Below are 21,470 nucleotides of genomic sequence, written 5' to 3'. Positions count from 1 at the left end.
AGCTTCATGTCACGCATGGACGCCAGCGGCTCTGGACAAGCGGCTGGCGTCTTGAGAGTGGCGTTCGGGGTGTCGACGCTCAGTCGGCTGATGTCAGTCCCCAGCTGACCTGCACATCACTTTCCAGTGACAGCTCGCCGGGACGATACTCGTTGCCACCACTCTTGGCTTCTGCCATGTCGGCGCGCATGGCCATCATCGGCGGGCGAGGGCTCTGGGAAGATTCATTGATCGACTGCACATCACCCAGTGTCGCTCCCAGCGTCTCGGCCATCAGTTCGGCCTTGTGGCGTGCCTTGGTCAGGGCTTGCTGCAGTACCTTGTCCTCGAGTGCTGCACGATCACTGAGCTGATATTGCACGCCCGCCAACTGATTCACCCCCGCTCCCAACAGCAGGTCGATCACCTCCGGCACCTGGTCCAGATTCTTCAGCGAAATGCTGATCGGGCGCTCGAGATGGGTACGCTGCCATTGCTGCGGGTTCTGATCATTGGCAGTGCGCTCGTAGTAGCGCTCCGGTCGCAGGGTCAGGCTGCCCGCCTTGATCAGGCGACTCTCGATACCGGCGCTTTCCAGTGCCTGGATCAGCGTGCTCATGCGGCCTTCCAGTGTCTGGCGGGCCTGGCGCGCGGCTTCTCCCTGCTTCTGACTGTCCGGTGCCTTGTCGTCCACCTTGCTGGCCGGTGTCTTCTCCCAGAGACGCGCCTCGATGCTGGCCTTGTCCGGCGCGGCTTCGATGCTGGCACTGGCACTGACATGGACAAGCGCCGGTGCAGGTGTCTGGTCAGCCTGTGCCGTACTCACGGCGCTGACGGCACTCAGTGCCAGCACCAGCCCTAGCCGCAAGAAGGAATGCTGGACGCCTGAACTCGCGTCGGCAGTTACGGATGGCAGGATGCGGGGCATGGAAACTCCTTTTTGGCACATGGCGATATTGTCATATGGTGATATTTTCATATGTCGATATTGACACAGAATGATGGCGTGAACGTCCGACATCGCGTGGATCACGATAGCACTTCGCACGAGACGCGCTGAAGCGATCGTGTGCCTCGATCAGGCATCTCATGGCGTCAGGGACGTCGCGGTCATACAGGAGCGATACCATCAATACCGTCACGCTATCTCAGGGGCGACGCGCGCTCCTCGGGGGACTGTCAGCGTTGCTGCTCACCGCAATGCCGTCGCTCGCCTGGGCGGCGAGTCTTTCCGTCGTGGATGATGGTGGCGAGACGGTGACGCTTTCCCGGCCCGCTCATCGTGTGGTCACCCTGGCGCCCCATGCCGCGGAGCTGGTCGCGGCGGCGGGAGGGCTTGCACATCTGGTCGCCGTCAGCCAGGGCAGTGATTACCCGCCACAGGTCAAGACGCTGCCGCGTGTCGCGAGCTATCAAGGGCCGAATCTGGAGGCGGTGCTGGCGGCCAGACCCGCGCTGATCGTGGCGTGGGGCAGCGGGCTGTCCGCGGAAATGCAGGCGCGCCTGGCGGCGCTGGGGCTGACGACCTTCCTCAGCGAGCCCAGGACATTGGCGCAGGTACTCTCCAATATCGAGCGCCTGGGGGTGTTGATGGGCACCCGGCCCGAGGCAGAGGCCTACGTGGCGCGTCTCGAGAAGCGCATCAGTCACCTGGAGGCACGCGATGGCATGGAGGGCGACGCGCCCTTGCCGGTCTTCTTCCAGCTGGGCGAGAGCCCGATGACGACTCTGGCAGGAGGGCATCTGGTCAATGAATTGATTCGCCGCTGCGGGGGAGAGCCGTTGTTGTCTGACGCCCCCACCGTGGTGCCTCAGATACGCCGTGAAGCGCTGTGGCTGGCAGGGCCTCGGCTGATTCTGCATCCGGTGGCCGCAGGCGCCCCCCGTGAGCGTTGGAAGGCAGCCTGGCGAGCCAGGGGTGGCCCGCTGGCCTCGGTGGCGCTTGTCGGACTGGATCCGGACCCCGTCAGCCGTCCGGGGCCGCGCAGCGTCGAGGCGATGGCGCAGATCTGCCATGCCATCTCGGTGCAGCGCGCAGCGCGGTGACGTGGGTCGAGCTGCTCAGAAGTCGATGCCGCGGCGCGCCTTGAGGCCATGATTGAAGCCGTGACGTATCTCGGTCATCTCGGTGACGGTATCGGCACAGGCAACGATCTCGCGGTTGGCATTGCGTCCGGTGATGATGACGGTCTGCTCCTCGGGGCGACCTTCCAGCGCCGTCATCACCTCTTCCAATGGCAGGTAGCCGAACTTGACCATATAGGTCAGCTCATCAAGCACGACCAGATAGACGCTTTCATCGCGCATCAGGCGCTTCGCTTCCTGCCACACCGCCTGACAGGCCGCGGTATCGGCGTCACGATTCTGGGTGTCCCAGGTGAAGCCGGTGGTCATGGCGTGGACTTCCAGATTGGCATCCTCGGCAAGGCGCTCACGCTCCCCGCACTCCCACAGTCCCTTGATGAACTGGATGACACCGACCTTGTAGCCATAGCCGAGTGCCCGGGTGATGGTGCCCCATGCAGCGGTCGTCTTGCCCTTACCGTTGCCGGTGAAGACCAGCAGCTGGCCGCGCTCCTCATTGGCCTGTGCCACCTTGTCGTCGACATGTGACTTGAGCTTTTCCATTGCCGTCTTGTGGCGGGTATTGCGGTCCGTCATGCGTGTGCTCCGTCAGTCATTGTCACTGCGCCGCTCTCGGGGCGGCGCAGTGAGGAGTGTGGCCCGTCGTCAGTAAGAGGTGCTCAGAAATAGAAGGTCACGCCGCCTTCGACGTAACGCCCCTGGGTGTTGTAGCCGTTGACCAGCTGATAATCACGATCGAAGACGTTCTCCAGCTTGGCGCTCAGCTTGACGTTCTGCATCACCTGCCAGCTGGTGCGCAGGTCGAAGACGCCATAGCCGGCGGTGCGAGTGTCCGTGTAGGTATCGGCATCGGTATCGCTGCGGCTGGCACTGCCACGCAGCGTTGCTCCGAAGCTCCAGTCGGCGAGGGCGTAATCGGCATCCAGGCGCGCAAAGCGCTTGGCCCGACGTTTCAGCTGCTCTCCTGTCTCGCGGTCTTCCGGGTCCTGCCAGGTCATGGCGAGATTCACGCTGAGCGCGTCACCTTTCCAGCCACTGCTCAGCTCGATGCCACGGATGCGTGAGCGGTCGATATTGATCGGCGTGAAGTCGGTGCCTTCGTAGCTGATCAGATTGTCGATATCCGTCTGGAAGGCATTGACGCCCACATGCCACCGCTGCTCCTGCAGACGCCAGAAGAGTTCGGCCGTGGTGGAGGTCTCGGCATCCAGATCCGGGTTGCCTGAGCCGTAAGGGCTGTAGAGATCGATCAGGTTGGGGGCCTTGAAGGCGCTCGAGTAGCTGGCGCCGAGCTGCTGTGCCTGAGTCAGGTCATAGGCATAGCTGGAGCCACCGGTCATCTGATGACCATAACGATTGTCATCGTCATACCGCAGGCTGGTGGTGACGTGATGGCGTTGTTGCTGGAGCTGCCAGCTGCCATAGACCCCCGTGGCATAGCGGCTGTCCACTTCATAGCCGTCGGCGGTGAAGTAGGGGCCATCGGCGTCCAGACTTTCCTCGCGGTGATCCACCCCCAGGCTGAGCGTGCCGAGGTCGGTGTAGAAGTCGTGGCGCAGGCCGATCTCGTTGCGGGCACTGGCGACACGCCCGGCATCGCTGCCGGCTTCAGTGTTCTCGTACTCGTCGCGCGTACGCGCCACGCTGACCGTCATGTCCCAGTTCGGGTTCAGGTGGGTCAGCAGGCTGGCATCCAGTACCAGCTGGCTACCTTCTCCGCTGCAGTCTTCAGAGGCACTGAAGCTGCTGTCGTAGCAATCGTCGTAATCGTAGTCCGTGTCGGTCTTGGCGACGCCGAGAGACAGCGTGGCTCGCTGGCCGAAGTCGTGCCCAAGGCGCAGTTCGGCGCCCGTGGCCTCGTAGCCATCATCTTCACTGCCGGTATCGCGGGCGGAGAAACCATCGCTTTCATCATGATGGAGATTGGCGGAGAGACGAGTGTCATCTTCCACCGAGCTGAACTGGGCGTTCTGGCGGAAGGTGCCGTCGCTGCCGGCGCGCAGCGTGACTTCCGCGTGCTGGCCGACTTCGCTGCCGCCACGCGTGATCAGGTTGATCACGCCGCCGATGGCATCGGCGCCGTAGACGCTGGCGCGCGGCCCCCGCACGATCTCGACACGTTCGATGGCAGACAGCGGCAGAAATTCGAAGTGCGCCAGGCCATCGGCGCTGTTGGCGATGCGCTGGCCGTTGACCAGGATCAAGGTGTGATCGGACTCGGTGCCGCGCATGAACAGGCTGGTCTGGCTCCCCATCGGACCGCTGCGCGCGACTTCGATGCCATTGCGCGATTGCAGAAGGTCCACCAGCGAGCTGGCCTGCAGGCGTTCGATCTCGTCACGCGTGATGACGTCGGTGCTGGCCAGCACATCATTCTGCAGCTGGGGGATGCGATTGGCGGTGACCTGAACGGTCTCCAGACTATCCGATGAAGGGGCGGTGGTCTCCTGTGCCGCCAGGGCAGGAGGTGTCAGCAGCAGCAGACTGCCCACGAGGGTGTACTTGGCCTGCGCGTGCGCGCGACCACGGGTCTTGTAAGTATTCATGAATGATCCTCAAGCGTCAGACGCAATGAGGAGGACAGGCGTGACAGGGTGCGTGGATGCACATCGTCGCGGCGTGCCCCTTTGAAAAAGGACATCCCGACGAATTTGCCACTGGTGAGGCCCTCCGCATCAACCAGTGTGGAAGCGAGGGCCGGTCTCCGGACTGACGCCTGGCGGACGTCCTGTTGGAACGTCTCACCCCCTCATGCGCCTTCCCACCTCCTTCCCTTGAGGGTCGTCACGAGGACGTCCCGGAGGCAGTGGCTGGTCATCTCGACCGGCATGAGCGTTGCGATCACCGTTGCGGGGGCAGTACGGGGCTTTCACCCGATTCCCGAGCACCCAGGCTTCTACCCGAGCTATTGTCTGGGGAGGGCGACAGGGAGTCAATCGGCAGGCCCCGTCGTCTGCCGGTCTGGCGTTCGCTGGCTCGTGACGCGGGCTGGATACGACAACGCCCGCACTGGGCGGGCGTTGTCGAGAGGTCACCTGACGGCGTGTCTCACTCGCATGCGAGGCTTGCGATGAGCGTCACAGCGACAGGAACAGTCCGGCAAGACTGGCTGACATCAGGTTGGAGAGCGTACCGGCGAGAATCGCCTTCATGCCCATCTGCGCGATGTCACTGCGGCGGTTCGGTGCCATCAGTCCCAGGCCGCCCATCAGGATGGCCACGGAGGACAGGTTGGCGAAACCACACAGCGCGAAGATGATGATCGCTTCGGAATGCTCGGACAGCTTGATCTGATGGCTGGCGAGGTCGGCGAAGGCGACGAACTCGTTGAGCACCAGCTTCTGACCGATGAAGCTGCCGGCCTGGATAGCTTCATGCCACGGCACGCCGATGACCCAGGCGACCGGCGCGAAGGCGTAGCCCAGCAGCAGCTGCAGCGTGATGTCCTGATAGCCGAACAATCCACTGACCCAGCCGATGATGATGTTGCCCAGCGCGATCAAGGCGATGAAGGCCAGCAGCATGCCGCCGACATTGATGGCCAGCTGCACGCCGGATGCTGCGCCGGACGCGGCAGCATCGATGACGTTGGTCGGGCGATCGATGTCCTTGCCCAGGGCTTCCTCGACACTCTGGGTCTTGGATTCGGTCTCCGGGATCAGCATCTTGGCCATCAGCAGGCCACCCGGGGCTGCCATGAAGGACGCTGCCAGCAGGTACTTGAGGTCAATGCCCAGCGAGGCATAGCCCACCAGCACGGAACCGGCCACGGAGGCCAGGCCACCGGTCATCACCGCGAACAGTTCCGAGCGGGTCATGCCGGCGATGAACGGACGCACGACCAGCGGTGCTTCGGTCTGGCCGACGAAGATGTTGGCCGCGGCGGACAGCGATTCAGGACGGCTGGTGCCGAGAATCTTCGAAAGCCCACCACCCAGCACACTGATCACGACGTTCATCACGCGCAGGTGGTAGAGCACCGCGATCAATGACGAGAAGAACACGATGATCGGCAGTACGCGCAGAGCGAACACGAAACCACCGCCACCGAAGACTTCGAACATCTTGTCGCTGACCAGGCCACCGAACAGGAAGTCCATGCCCACGTTGGCGCTGGACATGACGGCCTGAACCCCTTCGCTGAGACCGAGCAGCATGCTCTTGCCGGCGGGAACGTAGAGTACGAATGCCCCCAGCAATGCCTGGATGGCAAAGGCCCCCAGTACGGTGCGCAAGCTGATGGCGCGTCGGTTTTCAGATAATAGGAAGGCGATCCCCAGGAGGGCTAAGACGCCCACCAGGCCCATGACGATCTGCATCAAGCAGCTCCTGAATGCGTAGGTGTTACGTTGAGGACAAGGCAATAGCGCTGGCTGCCGGACAGGGCTGCCAAAACTGGCGCGTACTCTACCAGCATTTTGGGCGGCTGTCGGAGTCTGCCACTAACGTTTTAGGCATTTTTTGTGAATCCCGCTTCGCGGCTATGCACCATTCGCCACGAGGCCCGCAGGAAGCGGGTCTCGTGGTCAGGGGGCTGGCATCATCTCCGGGCGCCGTGCCGTCTGCGCGCATGCCGTTTTCGGGATGCATTCAAGCCGTCATCAGGCTCGGCCACCGGGGAGACGGCTGGCGGGCAGGGGGCCGGAGCCCGTGGCGGTGCCGGGATTCGCGGTGGAGCGGGTGGAGGAACTCGCGTCAGAGCCTGCCCCTTCTGCGGCCTGGGATGACTTGCTCGATTCGGCCTTGTCCGCCTTGGATTGTGCCGGTCGGGTCAGCTCAGGCGAGTCGGCATAGATCAGGCTGATCAGCGTCTCACCGGCCTTGGGTTCCAGTGCGACGGCGGAATTGGCGATGCGAATCCGGCCCTGGCTGCTGATGCAGAACAGGGTCAGCAGGCGGTCGTCATGAATCCGGCGATAGTCCTCGAGACTGAAGTTCTCGCTGATGCGGGCACGTCGGAACTCCGCCCCCTGTGACAGCAGGCTGGCCAGCTTGGCGTAGGTGACCTGGCCATCGAACAACAGCGGCAGGTGGCCGAGCGCCTGGTCCTGCTGGCGCTTGGCATTCTTGCCATTGTCCTCGGCGAGCCGGAAGACCCGGCCGTGGCCGAGAATGTGCTCGAAATGCAGCGCCGCGAGGCTGTTGAGCTCGCGATAGGGCGACAGGGGCATGAGATGGCCGATGCCCGTCAACTCGAGATGCTGTGAGGCATGCTCGGACAGCGGGTTGCCGTAATAGACCGGCAGGCCTGCCATGCGGGCTTCCTGTACCGCGTCCCAGTTGGTATCGGTCAGGCGTACCGAGAAGCCGGCATCCACCAACTCGCGGGCGACCAGGCGCGACACCGAGTTGGCCCCGAGAATCAGGAAGCCCGAGGGCGGTGGCTCACCGACACCCAGCACCTTGACGATGGGGCGTGACAGCAAGCTCTGGATCACCACCGTGCCGATGATGACCAGGAAGGTCATCGGGACCAGCATCTCGGCGCCTTCGATGCCCTGGGATTCGAGCTTGAGCGCGAAAAGCGAGGCCACGGCGGCCGCGACGATACCGCGAGGAGACAGCCAGGCCAGCAGCGCCTTCTCGCGCAGCGTCAATTCGCTGCCCAGGGTGCACAGCCAGACAGTCAGCGGGCGCGCGACCCACATCAACACGGCCAGGAAGACCCACGCCGGCCAGGACAGCAGTGAAAGCTGCTCGACGGTCAGGCGCCCCGCCAGCAGCAGAAACAGCCCGGAGATCAACAGGACGGTGAGCGTCTCCTTGAACTCGATGATCTGTTGGGTAGGCACGCCGCGCATGTTGGCCAGCCATACCCCCATGACGGTCACGGTCAGGAGTCCGGATTCGTGGAACAGGGTATTGGAGATGGCGAAGAGCCCCAGCATCACCATCAGGGTGCCGAAGTTGTGCAGCTTCTGGGGCAGCCAGAAGTGGCGCAGCACCAGCCCCCAGCACCAGCCGCCCAGCGCGCCCATGCCAAGGCCGAGGCCCACCGTCTGGGCGAACAGCACCAGGGTATGTGACACCGCATTGCCGGTCATGCCCAGTGCGACGTACTCATAGACAAGTACCGCCAGCAGCGCGCCCACCGGGTCGATCATGATGCCTTCCCAGCGCAGGATCTGGGTCAGGTTGCCGCGCGCGCGCAGGGTCTGCAGCAATGGCATCACCACGGTCGGGCCTGTCACCACCAGCAGGGCCCCGAGCACGGCGGCCATCTCCCAGCGCATGTCGAGCAGATAATGCGCCGCCACGGTACCGATCACGCCGGTGATCACCACCCCGGTGGTCACCAGTCGTCTGACGATGTGCCCGTGTCCCCGCAGGTCCTTGAAGTCCAGCGTCAGACTGCCCTCGAACAGGATCACCGCCACTGCCAGCGAGACCAGCGGGAACAGCAGGTCTCCCAGTAGCTCATCCGGCTTGAGCCAGCCCGTGACGGGGCCGGCAAGGATGCCAACGATCAGCAGCGGCAGGATGGCGGGCAGACGCATGCGCCAGGCCAGCCATTGACAGCCGAGAGCCATCAGACCGATCAGGGTCAGGGCCAGTGCGGGTTCCGTCATCGGGAAGCTTCCTTGGAGTCAGCGAAAATGAGCGGTGCCACTGACGCGGTCACCGCTCATCGAATCGTCTTGTCTCGGCCAGATGCCAACATCACGGCTGGCCGGAAGGGCGCAGACTAGCGATTGATTCCGTGGTATGCAACGTCGCGTTGCCTTATCGCGCTCCCCTCATGTCATTCCTCCTGCACGGCCACTGGGCCCCCTGGCTGTCACTGCGCGCGACGCACCAGTGGCAGCAGCGCCTGGAGGGGATGCGGCAGCTGACGTTCGGAGAAGCGTTTGCTCTGGCTGCGACAGGAATAACCACTGGCGACCAGCTTGCCCTGATTGGCCTCGTCCTCGACCACCGCCTTCCACGACAGCTCATAGATGGCACGTGAGGTCTCGAGATTGCGCGCTTCGTGACCATAGGTGCCGGACATGCCGCAGCAGCCGGTGGAGAGTGTCTCGAGGCTGAGACCAAAGGCGGCATACACCTGCTGCCAGGCCTTGGCGGACCCCGGCGCATTGGTGCTCTCGGTACAGTGGCTCAGGAGTGTCAGGCCCGGGTCCATCTTGCCCAGCACCGTCTTGGTGACGCCCACCGGCAGCAGCTTGCGCAGGCTGATCAGCCACTCCTGAAGCAGCAGGACATCCGGCACGGCGTCCGGGCCGAGGGTCTTCACGTACTCCTGACGATAGGTCAGGGTCATCGCCGGGTCGATGCCGACCAGCGGCACGCCGAAATCGGCGATCGCCTTGAGACGCTTGGCCTGAGCGCGCGCGGTGCGCTGGAAGGCGCCGGTGAAGCCCTGTACCTGCAGCGGCTTGCCATTGGGGGCGAAGGGCGCGACGAACACCCGAATGTCGAGTCGTGACAGCAGCTCGATGATGTCCATCACCAGCTGGGCCTCGAAGTGGCTGGTGAAGGCGTCCTGCACCAGGATCACGCTTCTGGCCTTCTGGGACTCGGTCAGGCGGCCGAGCTGGGTCGGGGTCGCCTCCGAGACGCCCCAGCTCTTGAGCTGTCTGCGCAGACTGGCGCGCGACAGGCGTGGGGCATCGACCATGCCGATCGGGCCTTCCAGCAGACGACTGACCAGGCGATTGGACAGCAGGCCGTTGTAGAGCGGCGTGACGCGCTCGGCCCACGGCAGCACGAACTCGAGGCTGCCGATCAGGTAATCGCGCAGCGGACGCTGATAGCGATGGTGATAGACCTCGAGGAAGCGGCTGCGGAAGTCCGGCACGTTGACCTTGATCGGACACTGGCCCGCGCAGGACTTGCACGCCAGACAGCCGGCCATCGCCTGATAGACCTGCTGATCGAAGCCGGCCTCCTGAGCGCCAGTCTGCGTCTGTCCACCACGACGCGCCTTCAGCGAAGCGCCGATGCGGGTCGGCAGACGCGCCAGCCACAGGCCGGCCCCCTTGAGGCCCGGCGTCCGGGCGGCCTGCGCCTCGGCGATCACGTCACGTCCGGCATTGCCTTCCAGGCGCAGCCATTCACGCATCAGGCTGGCGCGTCCCTTGGGCGAATGGATGCGCTGTCGCGTCGCCTTCCAGGACGGGCACATGGCGTCGTTGGGGTCGTAGTTGTAGCAGGCACCGTTGCCGTTGCAGTAGACGGCGCTGGCGTATTCCTGCCACACGCGTTCATCGATCTGGCGATCGAGATCGCCGCGCATGGTCACGTCATCGATGCGCATCAGGTGGGGGTCGAAGGCTTCGACGGCGCTGTCAGCGTGATCACGCTTGTCGCTCTCGCTCTCACCTTCGCTGGCGCCAGCGTCGTCGACCAGCGTCACTGACAGGCGGGGCGAGGTGATCTTGCCCGGGTTGAGCTGATTGCGCGGGTCGAAGGCCGCCTTCACGTCCTGCAGCGCCCCATAGAGGCTGCCGAAGAAGCGGGGGGCATATTCCGAGCGCACGCCCTTGCCGTGTTCGCCCCACAGCAGGCCACCGTACTTGTGGGTGAGGGCGGCGACCTCGTCGGAGATCTCGCGAATCATCGCCTGCTGGGCGGGGTCCTTCATGTCGAGTGCCGGGCGTACGTGCAGCACGCCGGCATCGACATGCCCGAACATGCCATAACGCAGGCCGCGGGCATCGAGAGCGGCGCGGAATTCGGCGATGTAGTCCGCCAGATGCTCCGGCGGAACGGCCGTGTCCTCGACGAAGGGCAGCGGACGGGCTTCTCCCTCGACATTGCCCAGCAAGCCCACCGAGCGCTTGCGCATGCCATAGACGCGACTGATCTGCGCACGCCCACGCGCTTCGGTGAAGCCGAGGCGCTCGACGCTGGTGTCACTGGCCAGATGCTCGCTGAAGGCGGCCACCTTGGCGTCCAGTGCCGCTTCGCTGTCGGCATTGAATTCGATCAGGTTGATGCCGCCGATGGCCGGGGAGCCCTCGGCACTGGCCGGGAAGAATTCCTCGACGCTGTCCCACACGAAATCCTGCATGGCCAGGTTGAGCACGGTGTCATCCACCGTCTCGATGGAAGTCGGACGGTTGCCCTCGACCGCCATCAGCGTCTTGGCGTCGCGCAGCGCGTCCATGAAGCTCGCGTAGCGCAGGTTGATCAGCGTCGAGCAGGGCGCGATGGGCAGGGCATTCAACTCGGCCTCGACCACGAAGCCCAGCGTGCCCTCGGCGCCGCACAGCAGACTGTTGAGGTTGAAGCGCCCATCGGCCTCGCGCAGGTGGGCGAGGTCGTAGCCGGTCAGGCAGCGATTGAGCGGTGGGAAGATGTCGGCGATTTCCTCGGCACGCTCATCGGCGATGGCGCGCGCGGTGCGGTAGATCTCACCGACGCGATCCTCACGTGCGCACAGTGCCTCGAGCTCGGCATCGTCGATGGCATGGCTCGCCAGTCGCGTGCCATCCAGCAGCACGCTGTCGAGCGTGATCACGTGGTCACGAGTCTTGCCGTATTCACAGCTCCCCTGGCCGGACGCATCGGTATTGATCATGCCGCCGATGGTGGCACGATTGGAGGTCGAGAGTTCCGGGGCGAAGAACAGACCATGCGGCTTGAGCGCGGCATTGAGCTGATCCTTCACCACCCCGGCCTCGACCCGTACGCGACGCTTCTCGGCATCGATCTCGAGAATGCGGTTCATGTGGCGCGACACATCCACCAGCACACCATCATTGAGTGACTGGCCATTGGTGCCGGTACCGCCGCCACGTGGCGCCAGGGTGACCGCCGCGAAGCGGGGGTCGTTGGACAGCCGTGCGATGCACTGGATGTCCTCGGCATGACGTGGATAGACCACGGCCTGAGGCAGTACCTGATACAGTGAGTTGTCAGTCGACAACACGGTACGGTTGGCGTAGTCCGGACTGATGTCACCGGCAAAGCCTGCATCGCGCAGGGCGGCCAGGAAGTCCAGGTAGAGGGCATCGACGGGGGCAGGCGTATCCAGCAGGCGTTCGGTCATGATCTCGCTCGGGCAGTGAGTCGCGTCAGGCAGGCCACGTGGGCCGATGTGCCTAAGCTTACCTGAGCTGAAGGCGTGGCCCCAGCCTCAAGGGGCATCCTGCGCTGTCCTGTCAGGATAATCCGGTCATCCGAGTCAGGACTGACTACGCTTGAAAGGGGCTAGATTGCCGGGAAGTTCCCGCCACGTCTCGTTGTGGCACGCCCCTTCATGCGGGAGCTTCTCGAGGCAATCCCTCTTGCCGCATCCTCTGCCGTGAAGAAGCTACCGATGCAGGATATCGGCAGAGGCACCATCGACCGACACCCTTGTGGTTTGCTCGTTTCCTTTCTCTCAGCAGGAGCCGTTCCATGGCATCGTCATCCTATCCCTCGACCTCCACCTGCCATCGCGAATCCCGTCAGCCTCCTACGCGATTGGGGGTTCTGGGCGTGGGAGAACTGGCGGAGTCTCTTCTGGTCGCGCTGGCGCGAGGCTGCCTGCGCGATGGGCGCTCGCGGCATGATCTCGAGTTCCACCTCTCGCCGCGCAATGATGTCCGCAGCCACCGTCTGGGCTGGCGTTTCGGTGCCGTCCGCCACGCCAGCAACGTCGCGGTATGCGAAGCCAGCCTCTGCGTGCTGGTCGGGGTCCGACCGCAGCAGCTGGAAGCGCTGGCCATGGAACTGCGTGAAAGCCGCGCTCTGAGCAAGGACCATCATCTGATGGTGATGGCGGCCGGTGTCTCACTCGCCAACCTGCAGCGCTGGTTCGCGCCGGCCAGAGTGGTGCGCGTGATGACGGGGCTGGCGGTGTCCGAGGGGCAGAGCGCGCTCACGCTCTATCCGGAAGACCCCCTCACGCGGGACCTGCTCAGTCCGGCAGTCCGGCAGGTGATTGCCTTCGAGGAAGAGGCCGCCTTCGAGGCCAGCATGCTGGCAGTCTGCGTGAATGCCTGGCAGCTGGCCCAGCAGCAGGCGCTGCTTGACTGGTTCCAGACCGTCCCCGGCATCACCGGGCCGCAGGCCCGCCAGTTGTTGATGACCCAGATGCGTGATGCCCTTGCCCTGATGGAAGCCCACCCCGATACCCCGCCGGGCGAGCTTGCCTCGCGCATCGGCACGCCCGGCACCTGGACGGCACGCGGGCTTGAGCAACTGGGCGGCAAGGACGGTGCCCACCATCGGTGGCAGCAAGTGCTGGATGGGCTGAGAAGCGAGCTGAACTGATTCCATGTCCGTCGGTCATCACGGGCGGCGAGTCATGCTTTGCTGAACCCGTCTTTCCCGTGACCCGAGTTCCCCGCGTCCCGCGATTTTCTTACACTGGCAGTCAATGACATGCCTCAGGTGCGGCTGCGTGCCTGAGGCATGGTCTTGTATTTCGACAGCTGGACGAGCCGTTGGCGGCTCATGACATGAGGCAGATGCGAGACATGGGAACCTGGTTGGCAGTAGCAGCGGGCGGCGCCATCGGCGCTCTTGGACGTTATCTGGTCAGTGGCTGGATCACGGGAACGGCGGGTCGAGGGTTCCCCTGGGGGACGCTCGGGGTCAATCTCCTCGGCAGCTGCCTGATGGGCTTCCTGTTCATCTGGGTGACCCAAGAGCTCAAGCTTGCGCCTGTCTGGCAGGCGATCATGGTGGCCGGCTTCACCGGCGCCTTCACCACCTTTTCCACCTTCGCCCTCGAAGCGCTCAATCTGATGATCAGCGGTCGCATGCTGGCAGGGCTGATCTACGTCGCGGTGAGCGTGGTGGCCTGTCTGGGCATGGTGGCGCTCGGCATGAAGCTCGCCCGCGCCCTGCTGTGAGCGACGGCCTGCCCCCGGGTGGCTGCCTCGGCATTGCGGCGGCTGCGAAGCGGGGCGTGGCTGAGGTAGACTAGTGCGCATGACCTTACCGTGCCGCGATGCGGCCTGAGTGAACTGACGAGAGAGCCTTCCCACATGCTGGACCCGAAACTTCTGCGCGCCGATCTTGACGCGACCGCCGAGCGCCTCGCACGTCGTGGCTATCAGCTGGATACCGAGGCCTTCGCCGCCCTGGAAGCGCGTCGCCGTGATCTGCAGATCGAGACCGAATCGCTGCAGAACGAGCGCAACACTCGCTCCAAGTCCATCGGCAATGCCAAGGCTCGCGGTGAAGATATCGCACCGCTGCTGGCGGAAGTCAGTGATCTGGGCGAGCGCCTCGACGCCGCCAAGAAAGAGCTCTCCGAGCTGCAGAGCAAGGCGGAGGCCATGGCCGCCAGCATCCCGAACCTGCCCAACGCCGACGTGCCGGAAGGCGCCGACGAGAATGACAATGTCGAGCTGCATCGCTGGGGCACCCCGCGTGAGTTCGATTTCGAGGTGCGTGATCACGTTGACCTCGGGGAACTCAAGGGGCAGCTCAACTTCGAGCTCGCCGCCAAGATCACCGGTTCACGCTTTGCCATCATGCACGGCTCCATCGCACGCCTGCATCGTGCGCTGGTGCAGTTCATGCTCGACAAGCAGACCCTCGAGCACGGTTACGAAGAGTTCTACGTGCCCTACATCGTCAACCGTGATTCCTTGATGGGCACCAGCCAGCTGCCCAAGTTCGAGGAAGACCTGTTCAAGCTCAATGACGATCGCGAATTCTTCCTGATCCCGACCGCCGAAGTGCCGCTGACCAACATGGTGCGCGACGAGATTCTCGACGCCAGCGATCTGCCGCTCAAGTTCACCGCGCATACGCCGTGCTTCCGCAGCGAGGCGGGTGCCTATGGTCGCGATACCCGCGGCATGATTCGCCAGCACCAGTTCGACAAGGTCGAGATGGTGCAGGTGGTCGAGGCGGACAAGAGCTATGACGCGCTGGAAGAGATGCGCGGCCATGCCGAGGCCATCCTGCAGGCGCTGGAGCTGCCGTACCGTGCCGTGACGCTGTGCACCGGCGACATGGGCTTCGCGGCGGCCAAGACCTATGACCTGGAAGTCTGGCTGCCGAGCCAGAATACCTATCGCGAGATTTCCTCCATCTCCAACTGCGAAGACTTCCAGGCACGTCGCATGCAGGCACGCGCCCGTGTCGAAGGACAGAAGAAGCCGCAGCTGGTACACACACTGAATGGCTCCGGCCTGGCGGTGGGACGTTGTCTGGTCGCGGTGCTCGAGAACCATCAGAATGCGGATGGTTCCATCAGCGTGCCGCAGGCGCTGCGCAGCTACATGGGCGGTGTGGACACCCTCAACGTCTGAGGCCCGCCGCGCAGCTCCGCTCGCGCCCCGAACCCCCGCTTCCGGCCGGAAGCGGGGGTTTTTCGTCTGCGGCTCTGCTACAACGTGCCTTCGGGGTCGTTATGCTTATTGGTTATTTTAGAGAGTGTTTCTTATGCTCTAAAATGCCGTTCATCGAAGGCTGCTACCCAGCCTCGCCCCGTTTGTGGATATGCCCATGGAATTTCTCAATCTCTCTTGTGATCCTTCACGACTCCAGCTGTGCCTGATCGGCGGTGGCCAGGAGGCGCTGGCGCTGGCCGAGCGCTTTGCCGGCCTGGGGGCGGATCTGTGTGTCTACGGCGATGCCCGAATGCCGGCGCTGGAGAGACTGTGCGGTCAAGAGGGCTGGGAAGTGGCCGATACGCTGTTACCGGTGCCTGCACCCGGCCAGCTGTGGCTGGTCGTCACGGGTAGCGAGGGCCGGGATCGCGGTATCCTGCGCCACGCGCGTGAGCAGCACGTCATGGTGTTTGCGCCGCGTCATCCGGCGGACTCCAGCGTGCGTCTTCCGCCCCGGCTGGTCGCGGGCGAGGCGGTGTTGCCGGTGAAGGAGGAGGATCGCTTCACCGGCACGCATGGTCAGGTGGCGCTGGTCAGCGCCGGCCCCGGCGACCCGGAGCTTCTGACCCTCAAGGCATTGCGTCATCTGCAGCAGGCCGACGTGATCATCCATGACCGGCTGGTGAGTCACGAGATTCTGGCGCTGGCCAGGCCTGAAGCCCGCCGGCTGTATGTCGGCAAGGCGCGCAGTGACCACAGCGTGCCCCAGGAAGGCATCAATCAGGCACTGGTGGACTATGCGCGCGCTGGCCATCGTGTCGTGCGCCTCAAGGGCGGCGATGCCTTCATCTTCGGGCGTGGTGGTGAGGAACTCGAGACGCTGGCGGATGCCGGGATCAGTTTCGAGGTGGTACCAGGTATCACCGCGGCCTCCGGTTGCGCCGCCTACGCCGGGATTCCGCTGACCCACCGCGATCATGCCCAGTCGGTGCGTTTCGTCACCGGGCACCTCAAGGATGGCAGCTGTGACCTTGACTGGGAGGCGCTGGCACGCCCCGCCCAGACCCTGGTGTTCTACATGGGGCTGGGCAGTCTGGCGCTGATCTGCGAGCAGCTGATCCACCATGGTCTGGCGGCCGGCACGCCGATCGCGCTGGTGGAGCAGGGCACTACCGCGCGTCAGCGCGTGCATGTGGCGACTCTGGCGGAGATGCCGGCACAGGTGGCGGGGCAGGGGCTCAAGCCGCCGACGTTGATCATCGTCGGGGATGTCGTCAGGCTGCATGATTCCCTCAAGTGGTTCTCGCCGACGGCCGACAGCAGCCTTGGCTGGGAAGATGGCAAGCACCCGACGCCGCTGGCCCAGGTGAACACTGCCTGAGAGAGGTGAGGCTTCGAGCATTCAAGTAATCAAGTATTCAAGACGCCGCCCCGGTTCCTGCCGGGGCGGCGTCTTGCGTCATGAGGTCCCGTGGCGCGCAGCGAGCGTCGCGCGGTACGCCTTGGGCCAAGGTCGAGATGACGCAGACAGCGATTGCGCCTATTGTTTCAAGCAATCGTTTGAATCGCGGGTCGGACCCTGTCAGCGCTCCAGCGGCGCAGTGTCACGGTATTGCAGTGTCACGACGGAAGGCTCGCGGCCGACAGCACGCCATCACGAACCACGCCGTTGCAAGACGTCGTCGGAAGAGACCTGCAAGGAGAGTCACATGGCCAAGTATCAGGCACCGCTCAAGGATGCACGTTTCGTGCTCAACGAGGTATTCGCGGCCGAGCAGGAATGGGCGACCATGGAGGCCACTTCCGAGGTGAATGCGGAACTGGCCGAGGCGATACTCGAGGAAGGCGCGCGCGTGACCCAGGCAGAGCTGCTGCCGCTGAACCTGAGTGGTGATGCCGAGGGCGCGCGCTTCGAAGAGGGGCGTGTCACCACGCCCAAGGGCTTCAAGGAAGCCTATCGGGTGCTCGCCGAGGGTGGCTGGATGGGGTTGGGTGGCAACCCTGAATACGGCGGTCAGGGCATGCCAAAGATGCTCACCGTGGCCTTCGAGGAAATGCTCTACGCTACCAATACCAGCTTCGCGCTCTACCCGGCACTGAATGCCGGGGCCTGTCTGGCGATGGACAGCCATGCCCCTGAATCCGTCAAGCGGGTCTTTCTGCCGCGCATGTACGCCGGTGACTGGCTGGGCACCATGTGTCTGACCGAGCCTCACTGCGGGACGGACCTGGGCATGATCCGCACTCGTGCCGAGCCCCTCGAGGGTGATGACCCACTGCTGGGGCTGCCACGTTATCGCATTACCGGCACCAAGATCTGGATCACCGGTGGCGAGCACGACATGGTCGACAACATCGTGCATCTGGTGCTGGCCAAGCTGCCGGATGCGCCTTCCGGCACCCGCGGCATCTCGCTGTTTCTGGTCTCCAGGCAACTGCTCGATGCCGAGGGACAGCCCGCGGCATCGAATGCGGTCAGCTGTGGGTCCATCGAGCACAAGATGGGCATCAAGGGCAGCGCGACCTGCGTGATGAACTTCGATGGTGCCGAAGGGGTGTTGATCGGCGAGCCGCACCAGGGGCTGGCGGCGATGTTCACCATGATGAACTACGAGCGCCTCTCCATCGGCCTGCAAGGGCTGGGACTGGGGGAAGTGGCCTATCAGAGTGCGATGGATTTCGCTGCTGAACGTCTGCAGAGCCGCGCACCGACGGGCGCACAGGCACCAGACAGGCCGGCTGATCCGATTCTGGTTCACCCTGATGTTCGCCGCATGGCGCTGGAAACCCGTGTCTGGAACGAGTCCGGACGGGCCTTTGCCGTCTTCGTCGGTCAGCAGCTGGATCGCGTCAAGTATCACGCCGATGAAGCGGTGAAGGCTGATGCGGATGCACTGGTGCAATTCCTGACGCCGATCGCCAAGGCGCTGCTGACGGATCGTGGCTTCGATGCCACTGTCATGGCGCAACAGCTCTATGGCGGTAATGGTTATTGCGTGGAGTGGGGTGCCGAGCAGTACGTGCGTGATGCCCGCATCGCGATGATCTACGAAGGCACCAATGGGATCCAGGCGATGGATCTGGTCGGACGCAAGCTCTACCGCAATCGCGGGGCGTACGTGGCACGCTTTGCCGAGCAGGTCAGGGCCGAGCTTGAGGGGCAGGATGACGACGAGCGGACCCGGCCGTTCGCCGAGGCCTGCCAGCAGGAACTGGCGCGCCTGGAGCGTGTCGCCGAGCAGTTGCTGGCCCGCGCGGATGATAATCCCGAGGAATTGGGGGCAGCGGCCTGCGATTTCCTCGACCTGGCCGGGCTGTGTGTCTACAGCTATCTGTGGTTGCGCATGGCGCGCGCCGCGGTACAGGGATTGGCGACATCGGGTGCCAGCGGGGAGGATTTCTACCGTCGCAAGCTGGCCATGGGCAACTACTTCGTCCAGCGGGTCTTGCCGCGCGCCGTCGCGCTGGAAGCCCAGATCGCGGCAGGTGCTGCACCGCTGATGGCCTTCCGTCTCGAGGATTTCGATCCGGCGCAGTGAGCCGTGCCGGTACGGCGAGCCATGCGATGATTCGGGCAACGGCTCATTCGTGACACTCTGAAACGCAAACGCCCAGCGATCCTTCCGGATCGCTGGGCGTTTGCGTTTCAGGCCTTTGCGTTTCAGGCCTTTGCGTTTCAGGCCTTTGCATTGTAGACCTTTGCGGCAGAGGGCGGACTCAGGCGTCGTCAGAGGAGGATTTGGATGCGAGAAGCCAGTCACGCAGGTCGGGAAACAGTTCGACAAGTACGAACAGCGGGCCGATGAGAAGCTGGCGCAGGTCATCGAGAAATGCGGGTTTTCGCCCCTCGAGACGGTGGCCGATGATCTGACCGACCCAGGCAAGCAGGAAGATTGCCACCATCAACGGGACCACTGGCCAGCGTAGGCCAAGCATCGCGAACATCGCGGCAAGACTGATCAGGCTCCAGACCAGCATCACCAGCGATGCGCGCCACGAGAGTCGGGCATAGAACCCGAGCGCAGCGAGGGTCAGCAGGCCGCCGGGCAGCATCCACAGTCCCGCGCCGGGTTCGCTGGACATCCCCTGGCCCCCCAGCAGCCGCCAGACAAGGATCAGTGTCGCGGTGAAGATGAGCGGTACACAGATGAGATGCAGACGAATATTGTCGGGGTGCCGATGGCTGGCCGAGTAGTGGGCCAGCGATTCCTTGAGGCGCGCCTGAGCGCCAAGACCCATGTGCGAGTGCGATGAGATGCCCATGTGAAGATCTCCTGACAGACATGATGAGTGCCCGGCTGGCGCGTGCGCAGCGGGATAGGTGGCGTGGGGAGGTCAGAGAGCATTGGCGTGATGCAGCAAGGTCCGGCAACCCTGCTGACTTTCATCATAGCGTATCGTGTCGGCCGGCAGGGTACAGGGCGGCTGTCAGCCTGGCCGGTCTGGGGTCTGTTGCGCCAGCGCGGGCGAGAAGGCGACAGCGCTGGCGGCGAATTCAGAGGTGGAACTGACCACAGGCCTCAGGCTGATGCAGAATGGCATCGACACGGATGATGTCGCTCAGGCCATCCTCGCAGGGCAGGGTGATCTGCTCGCCGACAGCCAGTCCCAGCAGGGCGATCCCCAGGGGGGACATGATGCACAGCGGGGCTATGGCCGACTGGAGGGAAGGCGCGGTGGAGCCGAAGGCGAACGGAATGCATTCCTCGCTTGCGGGGTCTGGATAACGCAGCATCAGTTCATGATGGCCAGAGCGAGAGCCGGTGAGGCGCAGATGACTGCGCATGCTGACGTGATTGTTCGGGAAGTCATCCGGTGGCACGATCTCCGCCTGAATCAGGCGGCTTTCCAGGCGGGTTGCCAGCTCGTCATCATGCTGCTGGCTATCGATCAGGCGCTGAATGCGATCCGCATCCAGACGGTTGATGATCAGACGTGGCCGAGTCATCTGCAGGTTCCTTGTCATCACGTCGCGTCGCGCTATGCTGCGCCGCAAGACGTCGCCAATCCTGGCATTGTTTTCGTGGGAAGCGGTTGGCGTCCGGGTGGCCCCGAGGTTCCTGTCAGCCGCAGGTCAATCCTATTCGCTTTTTCTCGTACAGGGGAGTCGTCTGATCACGACAGGTGATGAGGCGCTGTCATCTTTCCCTGCAAGGATATCGTCATGGCAATCGTATGGATCTATCCCTTGGCGGCACTGGCGGAAATCGCCGGCTGTTTCGCCTTCTGGGCGTGGTGGAAACTGGATCGCAGCCCTTTATGGTTGATCCCGGGCATGATGAGCCTCGGTGCGTTTGCCTGGTTGCTGTCGCTGGTGGATGTCGATCAGGCGGGGCGAGCCTTTGCCATCTATGGTGGGGTATATATCGTCACCTCGCTGCTCTGGCTCTGGCTGGTGGAGCAACAGGTGCCGGGTCGCTGGGATCTGCTTGGCTCGCTGGTCTGCCTGCTGGGCAGTGCGCTGATCCTGTGGGGAGGGCGGGCGCAGTGAGTCGCGGGCAGGCTCGCTGAGCCGGTCCCTGAACGCCTGGCGCTGATGGCGCGATCGTTCGCTGCAGCAGGCCGATCTTGTAGGACGAAGGTCCCATGACGGATGTCGGGAATGGAGGATTCCGTCAAGGCGCTACACCCCTTGCGCACCAGCGCGTTAGTATCAGAAGGACTCATGCTTTATTACCAGGATGCTGGATCACTGATGGATGCACCGAGACACCAACATGACAAGTGAACTGCTGTGGGGCCTTGGTGGGATAGTGCTTGGCGGCTTCGTCGGATTCTTGCTCGCACGCCATCTACCGCGTCGTCACGAGTGGAATGCTGCCGTGAGGCCACTGCTTGCGACACTTCGCGAGGCTGAGCCCGAGGTCATCGCCGGCAGACCGCTTGAGGTACCCGGAGATCAGCTCGAGGCATTCCGTGCCGTGGCCTCGCACAAGGCGTTCTATCGCTTCACCAGCGGTGTCGAGTATCTGAATCTGCAACTGGCAGCGGCCGGTGAGGCGCATCATGATCGTCATGAGCAACAGGCACTTCTGGACGATGCGCGCCTGACGCTGGCGACGCTGCAGGACAGGCTGAGGCCTCGTTGAGCCAGACAAGAACAGAGAGGATGTCGTTTCCTCGATGCAAGCGGTTGGACGCTGAAAGGGGGCGCTGAAAGGGGGCGCTGAATCCGACAGGGAAACG

16 protein-coding genes and 1 riboswitch are annotated in these 21,470 nt (G+C 63.8%); of the genes, 8 read left to right on the top strand and 8 right to left on the bottom strand.

Annotation, left to right across the window (positions count from 1 at the left end; all coding sequences use genetic code 11):
- Window positions 1-79: 79 nt before the first annotated feature.
- Window positions 80-907 carry an SIMPL domain-containing protein gene (locus tag QD172_RS05030; protein ID WP_170212639.1) on the bottom strand — a complete coding sequence of 276 codons (828 nt, stop codon included), beginning with the start codon at window positions 905-907 and terminating at the stop codon, window positions 80-82.
- Between the two features lie 257 nt (window positions 908-1,164).
- Between QD172_RS05030 and QD172_RS05025 the strand changes: the two genes are divergently transcribed.
- Complete coding sequence (locus QD172_RS05025) at window positions 1,165-2,025, top strand: ABC transporter substrate-binding protein (protein ID WP_167593048.1); 861 nt, start codon at window positions 1,165-1,167, stop codon at window positions 2,023-2,025.
- Window positions 2,026-2,040: 15 nt separating this feature from the next.
- Here the strand turns inward: QD172_RS05025 and cobO are convergent, their stop codons facing one another.
- The 5 genes from cobO to QD172_RS05000 form a co-directional block, all read right to left on the bottom strand.
- On the bottom strand, window positions 2,041-2,640 hold the full coding sequence (cobO, locus tag QD172_RS05020; RefSeq protein WP_077371790.1) for a cob(I)yrinic acid a,c-diamide adenosyltransferase: 600 nt from the start codon (window positions 2,638-2,640) through the stop codon (window positions 2,041-2,043).
- Window positions 2,641-2,723: 83 nt separating this feature from the next.
- On the bottom strand, window positions 2,724-4,610 hold the full coding sequence (locus tag QD172_RS05015; RefSeq protein WP_279855155.1) for a TonB-dependent receptor: 1,887 nt from the start codon (window positions 4,608-4,610) through the stop codon (window positions 2,724-2,726).
- Window positions 4,611-4,741: 131 nt separating this feature from the next.
- A riboswitch (cobalamin riboswitch) is annotated at window positions 4,742-4,983 on the bottom strand.
- Window positions 4,984-5,141: 158 nt separating this feature from the next.
- On the bottom strand, window positions 5,142-6,383 hold the full coding sequence (locus QD172_RS05010) for a NupC/NupG family nucleoside CNT transporter (protein ID WP_077371796.1): 1,242 nt from the start codon (window positions 6,381-6,383) through the stop codon (window positions 5,142-5,144).
- A 282-nt stretch (window positions 6,384-6,665) separates the two neighbouring features.
- On the bottom strand, window positions 6,666-8,633 hold the full coding sequence (locus QD172_RS05005; protein WP_077371798.1) for a sodium:proton antiporter: 1,968 nt from the start codon (window positions 8,631-8,633) through the stop codon (window positions 6,666-6,668).
- Window positions 8,634-8,842: 209 nt separating this feature from the next.
- On the bottom strand, window positions 8,843-12,058 hold the full coding sequence (locus tag QD172_RS05000; RefSeq protein ID WP_279855154.1) for an FAD-binding and (Fe-S)-binding domain-containing protein: 3,216 nt from the start codon (window positions 12,056-12,058) through the stop codon (window positions 8,843-8,845).
- Window positions 12,059-12,408: 350 nt separating this feature from the next.
- On the opposite strand from QD172_RS05000, the gene QD172_RS04995 reads away from it, so the two are divergent.
- The 5 genes from QD172_RS04995 to QD172_RS04975 all read left to right on the top strand — a co-directional run bounded on the left by QD172_RS04995 (window position 12,409) and on the right by QD172_RS04975 (window position 18,823).
- Entirely contained in the window at window positions 12,409-13,266 is an 858-nt protein-coding gene (locus QD172_RS04995; protein WP_077371804.1) for a hypothetical protein, read from the top strand.
- A gap of 206 nt (window positions 13,267-13,472) precedes the next feature.
- Window positions 13,473-13,850, top strand: a complete 378-nt coding sequence (crcB, locus tag QD172_RS04990) for a fluoride efflux transporter CrcB (RefSeq protein ID WP_084209182.1) — start codon at window positions 13,473-13,475, stop codon at window positions 13,848-13,850.
- A gap of 135 nt (window positions 13,851-13,985) precedes the next feature.
- Window positions 13,986-15,263 carry a serine--tRNA ligase gene (gene serS, locus QD172_RS04985; RefSeq protein WP_077371807.1) on the top strand — a complete coding sequence of 426 codons (1,278 nt, stop codon included), beginning with the start codon at window positions 13,986-13,988 and terminating at the stop codon, window positions 15,261-15,263.
- A gap of 196 nt (window positions 15,264-15,459) precedes the next feature.
- Entirely contained in the window at window positions 15,460-16,665 is a 1,206-nt protein-coding gene (gene cobA, locus QD172_RS04980; protein WP_307722817.1) for a uroporphyrinogen-III C-methyltransferase, read from the top strand.
- A 328-nt stretch (window positions 16,666-16,993) separates the two neighbouring features.
- The gene (locus QD172_RS04975) at window positions 16,994-18,823 is read left to right on the top strand and encodes an acyl-CoA dehydrogenase C-terminal domain-containing protein (RefSeq protein WP_279855153.1); all 1,830 of its coding nucleotides are present in this window, start codon (window positions 16,994-16,996) and stop codon (window positions 18,821-18,823) included.
- A 178-nt stretch (window positions 18,824-19,001) separates the two neighbouring features.
- Here QD172_RS04975 and QD172_RS04970 read toward each other — a convergent pair whose 3' ends face one another.
- Entirely contained in the window at window positions 19,002-19,547 is a 546-nt protein-coding gene (locus QD172_RS04970) for an Mpo1-like protein (RefSeq protein ID WP_205632710.1), read from the bottom strand.
- Between the two features lie 232 nt (window positions 19,548-19,779).
- Window positions 19,780-20,232, bottom strand: a complete 453-nt coding sequence (locus QD172_RS04965; protein ID WP_191236657.1) for a nucleoside diphosphate kinase regulator — start codon at window positions 20,230-20,232, stop codon at window positions 19,780-19,782.
- A 216-nt stretch (window positions 20,233-20,448) separates the two neighbouring features.
- Between QD172_RS04965 and QD172_RS04960 the strand changes: the two genes are divergently transcribed.
- Window positions 20,449-20,775, top strand: a complete 327-nt coding sequence (locus tag QD172_RS04960) for a YnfA family protein (RefSeq protein ID WP_077371819.1) — start codon at window positions 20,449-20,451, stop codon at window positions 20,773-20,775.
- Between the two features lie 226 nt (window positions 20,776-21,001).
- Window positions 21,002-21,373: a hypothetical protein gene (locus QD172_RS04955; protein WP_157109495.1), complete on the top strand. Its 372-nt coding sequence runs from the start codon at window positions 21,002-21,004 to the stop codon at window positions 21,371-21,373.
- Window positions 21,374-21,470: the final 97 nt, after the last annotated feature.

Source organism: Cobetia sp. 10Alg 146 (assembly GCF_029846385.1).
In the GTDB taxonomy this organism is placed as follows: domain Bacteria; phylum Pseudomonadota; class Gammaproteobacteria; order Pseudomonadales; family Halomonadaceae; genus Cobetia; species Cobetia marina.
The sequence above is the reverse complement of the archived record's forward strand: the minus strand, read 5'-3'. Positions and strand labels throughout refer to the sequence as shown.

Excerpts from the sequence above, each read along its gene's own strand:
- QD172_RS05030 (WP_170212639.1), bottom strand. The coding sequence starts at position 907 with ATGCCCCGCATCCTGCCATCCGTAACTGCCGACGCGAGTTCAGGCGTC.
- cobO (WP_077371790.1), bottom strand. The coding sequence starts at position 2,640 with ATGACGGACCGCAATACCCGCCACAAGACGGCAATGGAAAAGCTCAAG.
- QD172_RS05015 (WP_279855155.1), bottom strand. The coding sequence starts at position 4,610 with ATGAATACTTACAAGACCCGTGGTCGCGCGCACGCGCAGGCCAAGTAC.
- QD172_RS05010 (WP_077371796.1), bottom strand. The coding sequence starts at position 6,383 with ATGCAGATCGTCATGGGCCTGGTGGGCGTCTTAGCCCTCCTGGGGATC.
- QD172_RS05005 (WP_077371798.1), bottom strand. The coding sequence starts at position 8,633 with ATGACGGAACCCGCACTGGCCCTGACCCTGATCGGTCTGATGGCTCTC.
- QD172_RS05000 (WP_279855154.1), bottom strand. The coding sequence starts at position 12,058 with ATGACCGAACGCCTGCTGGATACGCCTGCCCCCGTCGATGCCCTCTAC.
- QD172_RS04995 (WP_077371804.1), top strand. The coding sequence starts at position 12,409 with ATGGCATCGTCATCCTATCCCTCGACCTCCACCTGCCATCGCGAATCC.
- crcB (WP_084209182.1), top strand. The coding sequence starts at position 13,473 with ATGGGAACCTGGTTGGCAGTAGCAGCGGGCGGCGCCATCGGCGCTCTT.
- serS (WP_077371807.1), top strand. The coding sequence starts at position 13,986 with ATGCTGGACCCGAAACTTCTGCGCGCCGATCTTGACGCGACCGCCGAG.
- cobA (WP_307722817.1), top strand. The coding sequence starts at position 15,460 with ATGGAATTTCTCAATCTCTCTTGTGATCCTTCACGACTCCAGCTGTGC.
- QD172_RS04975 (WP_279855153.1), top strand. The coding sequence starts at position 16,994 with ATGGCCAAGTATCAGGCACCGCTCAAGGATGCACGTTTCGTGCTCAAC.
- QD172_RS04970 (WP_205632710.1), bottom strand. The coding sequence starts at position 19,547 with ATGGGCATCTCATCGCACTCGCACATGGGTCTTGGCGCTCAGGCGCGC.
- QD172_RS04965 (WP_191236657.1), bottom strand. The coding sequence starts at position 20,232 with ATGACTCGGCCACGTCTGATCATCAACCGTCTGGATGCGGATCGCATT.
- QD172_RS04960 (WP_077371819.1), top strand. The coding sequence starts at position 20,449 with ATGGCAATCGTATGGATCTATCCCTTGGCGGCACTGGCGGAAATCGCC.
- QD172_RS04955 (WP_157109495.1), top strand. The coding sequence starts at position 21,002 with ATGACAAGTGAACTGCTGTGGGGCCTTGGTGGGATAGTGCTTGGCGGC.